Below are 4,089 nucleotides of genomic sequence, written 5' to 3'. Positions count from 1 at the left end.
TCTTGAGAACTTAAATTTGTTAATAGCACTAAAGTTACTTGGTGAGGATTATAATTTAACACGGGATTTTTTAGGTAAAATCTATAATATAGATAGACGTAATGATTTTAGTTATTTTGAAATAATATGTTTGTTCTATTTTACAGCCCATGACCCTCATTTTAATAGTTTAAAAACAAAGATGTTTAAATATGTTAAATTGATTTTAGGGAATGTTACGGATATAAAGGTTGACTCCTTCAAGTTTTATTTGTTACTTGATATAATAAATTGCCCATTTATTGAGGAAAGAAAAAGGAGGTCATTAACGGCTGAAGTTGTGAAGTTTCAGCTTAACAGACAACCATCTGCTGCTGAAATTAATATCGGATGGGATGCACTTACGCAGGGCTATTGGTTCGTACAATGGGATAACTTTGATCTACGCTTATTTTTAGAGAAAAAAGAATTGCTTAATGCTTATTGATGTTGTAAGTTTTTTTTGCCACGACGAATGGATTTACGGTCCCCGACCGGCGGCAGGGATTTCATATACTGTCTCATCCAATTGCATGAGTTCACTTGTGCTTGAAGATGGCGGAAGTTCGCACACACTACACTGTTTGTCGTGGCATACCTCGCAAAAATTGTGAAATCAAAGACTAAGCAAGTAATAGACACTGGCGCCCCTTTCAGTTGAATGAAGATTTTTATCTTCATTAGTTAATCAAATACCTCAGTAATGCTTAAACGTATTTTTAGCCCGTATCTGCTTCAAACCATTCTTCTTACACAAGGCTGATTAAGCCCCTGCCCCCTTTAATCCCCCTATGGGACGAGGTCTATTGCGCCGAAAACCGATAAGTAACATTCTGTCAAATTCCATTGGTTTTTTACCTCTTCGCGCATGCTCGTAGCCCCGCCACGCCTGCCCGCTTTATGGAGTGTTTTTTATGCAGTTGCATGATAGGCTCTTAACCGCGCCTTATCTGGCCTGAGAAGTAAAAATACAAGTGCATATCCTCTAGTTGCATGTTAAAAGGAGAATCTGCTTGTACAATAACCTTATATGTGCGGCCAAATCGATTAAAATCATTTACATAGAAAGAACCAAGCTCTACTTGTAATATATTAAATATATCTGTTAGTGATACGCCTTGTGATTTTACTTTTACACGATCAATGTCAACTTCTATCTGAGGTGCATTTGTTTGGAAAGAGGCCATTACACCTGCTAGTTCAGGGTACTGTATTGCTTTTTTTAACAATCTTCCCCTGCACTTTAGAGAGCTCATTAAATCCCAAACCTGCTCTATCTTCTAACTGTAATTTAAACCCTCCCATAGCTCCCAAACCAGGGACAGGAGGAGGCGGAAATATGCCAACAAAACCATCCTGAATTTGGCTAAATTTACCCATTAAGCTTGTAGCAATCGAGTTTGCTGACAATAAGGCATTATTTCGCTCATCAAAAGGTTTTAACATAGCAAAAAGCAGCGCCGAATTTGGTACACTTACAAGTCCATTAACGGATAGCCCAAAATTGGCGTTCAGCAATGAACTGGTTTATGATCCACTTCGATGGTCGGATCAATGATCACTTGTAAATAGTACATGAGGAACTTACACAAAATTATCTACAGGCTCTCGCAAAACTAAACGGTGAAATACCCCTCTCCCTATTCGCATCCAAATAATCCGCCCACCATTGCACCATCAGCCGCCGTTCCTCAATATGTTCTGCTTTATGAATATAAGCGGCCCTTACTGAATTACGTTCTTGGTGGCTCATTTGTCGTTCTACCGCATCCTTCGACCACAGTCCTGACTCAATCAACGAACTACATGCCATCGTTCTGAAACCATGCCCACACACTTCCGTCTTAGTGTCATAACCCATTACACGTAATGCATTGTTTACCGTGTTTTCACTCATTGGCTTTCTTGGATTATGATCACCGATAAAGATCAGTTCGTGATTACCGCTGAATTGATAGATATGCTTTAAGATCTCAATAGCTTGTCGGCTTAAAGGTACTAAATGGGTAGTGCGCATTTTTGATCCACGATGTGAGTGTTTAACCCCTTCTATCGCTTCGCGTTCCGCAGGGATCGTCCACATGGCATTTTCAAAATCGATTTCATCCCAACGAGCAAAGCGCAGCTCACTGGAACGAATGAAGACTAACAAGGTAAGTTTGACTGCAAGTTTAGTTAAAGGTCTTCCCTTATAATCATCGATGCGTTGTAAGAACTCAGGTAGGCGTTTAAGCTCTAATGCCGCTCTATGAACTCGTTTGCCTGTCGCAACTGCACCAGCCATATCTTGTGCAGGGTTATAGTCGATTAAACCGCTTTGTACGGCATAACGCATAATAGCTGTCACACGTTGTTGTAAACGTGCAGCGACCTCAAGACGTCCAGACATCTCTACCGCTTTAATAGGTTCGAGTAGATCACGAGTTTTTAGTTCGGTAATATTGCGTTTACCAATAGCCGCAAAGATATTGTCCTCAAGGCTTTTGAGGACTCTATGGCTATGCCCTTCCGACCATTTCTTATTGGTTGCATGCCAATCACGTGCAACCTTCTCGAATGTATTAAATTCTTTTTGCTGCTCTTCTTTCACTTCTTTGCGTTTTTCACTTGGATCAAAACCATTAGCAATTAACTTTCTGGCGGCATCTCTTTTCTCTCTGGCTTCTGCGAGTGAAATATCAGGGTAAACACCCAGAGCTAACATTTTTTGCTTACCACCAAAACGATACTGTAAACGCCAATATTTTGAGCCGTTGGTATGTACCATCAAGTGCATACCATCACCATCGGTCAATTTATACGATTTATCCAAAGGCTTGGCAGCCCTGACTTTAGCATCAGTAAGAGCCATGATTTATCTCCTTCTGTTGGTACAAACTATTATCGAATCGAGAGATACCAACACATATACCAACAGCAGGTACTTGATGTGGTTTGACCTTAGTATACTTGGGAAGACTGAAAAGTGGGGAAAAGCCTTGTAAAACTGGGATTTCAGATACAAAAAAAGACGTCGGTTGACGTCTCTTGATGTTCTTATGGTGCCGAAGGCCGGACTCGAACCGGCACACCCGAAGGCGGTTGATTTTGAATCAACTGCGTCTACCAATTTCGCCACTCCGGCACTGAAGTGTTTGGAAAACCTGCTCATTATACTTGCGTAAGCTAACCTCGCAACAATTTTCGTTGATTTTCAGTCTGATTGGCGAAAAAAAATGCATTTAGCATGTAGAGTTAGCTAAAAATTGAGCCTAGAATAAGCAGATAAATGATAGTGTGATAATAAAAACCTAAATTATAAAAATAAATTGTTTTTTCTATAAATCAAACTGATTACATTGATGTATTTTTCCTACTTTGATGAATCCTATGATACCTATTTCTATCCTATTATTTTTATATAGTGTTACATTTAATATTTATTTTCTATTATCATTTAATTAAAAATTATTATCCTATTGAATTTTTTATTACTTTACTGATATTTATTATCATTAACATAAAAATAAGATAGTGATATAGATTTTTATATATTGATATATAAAAAAAAGGATCAAAATTTGGGTTAATATTTTGATCCTATAAAGCTACTGGGCTTAATATTATTTTAATGACTGTAGATTATTTTTATGGTCGCTGCCCTTTTTTCCCCTAGTACTGATTTTAATAATATTTTTCACCTTCACCAAAGCTAAAAAACATAAAACCATAACCTATTGATAAATGAATGTTTATAATAATGTAGTTATTAAAAATTATATTTATAACACGACATATTTTATTAAAAACTTTATACTATTGATTATCACTTTAATGAATAATCAACATTTAAATAAACTGACTAAAAAATGATATAATTTAAAGTGAAGTTATAATAAATATAATTCATACATCCTTCAATGATTAAATCATTACAAAATATGTCACATATAGGTACTTTCTTTACATTAAATAATTAATTTATCTTAATGTGCTAACAAACATCATGAAAGATTAATATAGGAAATAAAATCGTGGTAAATATATTTGTAGTTTATTAATATAATAATGATATAAATATAAGGTAGAATT

The 4,089-nt window shown here is 36.3% G+C and carries 2 protein-coding genes, 1 tRNA gene and 1 pseudogene; 1 reads left to right on the top strand and 3 read right to left on the bottom strand.

Annotation, left to right across the window (positions count from 1 at the left end):
• Positions 1–466: hypothetical protein (locus tag M983_RS17560; RefSeq protein ID WP_167348680.1), on the top strand; the 466-nt coding region annotated here is incomplete at its 5' end.
• 523 nt (positions 467–989) lie between these two features.
• Here the strand turns inward: M983_RS17560 and M983_RS17085 are convergent.
• The 3 genes and pseudogenes from M983_RS17085 to M983_RS10070 form a co-directional block, all read right to left on the bottom strand.
• Positions 990–1,518, bottom strand: a pseudogene (locus M983_RS17085) (efflux RND transporter permease subunit); the annotation flags it as partial.
• A gap of 94 nt (positions 1,519–1,612) precedes the next feature.
• Entirely contained in the window at positions 1,613–2,869 is a 1,257-nt protein-coding gene (locus M983_RS10075) for a tyrosine-type recombinase/integrase (protein WP_066749972.1), read from the bottom strand.
• Between the two features lie 188 nt (positions 2,870–3,057).
• A tRNA-Leu gene (locus M983_RS10070) sits at positions 3,058–3,142 on the bottom strand.
• Positions 3,143–4,089 lie beyond the last annotated feature (947 nt).

Origin of the sequence: Proteus myxofaciens ATCC 19692 (assembly GCF_001654855.1) — a bacterium.
GTDB classification, from domain to species: Bacteria; Pseudomonadota; Gammaproteobacteria; order Enterobacterales; family Enterobacteriaceae; genus Proteus; species Proteus myxofaciens.
The sequence above is the reverse complement of the archived record's forward strand: the minus strand, read 5'-3'. Positions and strand labels throughout refer to the sequence as shown.

What these genes read in the sequence shown, in the direction of transcription:
- M983_RS10075 (WP_066749972.1), bottom strand. Translation starts at nt 2,869, where the DNA reads ATGGCTCTTACTGATGCTAAAGTCAGGGCTGCCAAGCCTTTGGATAAA.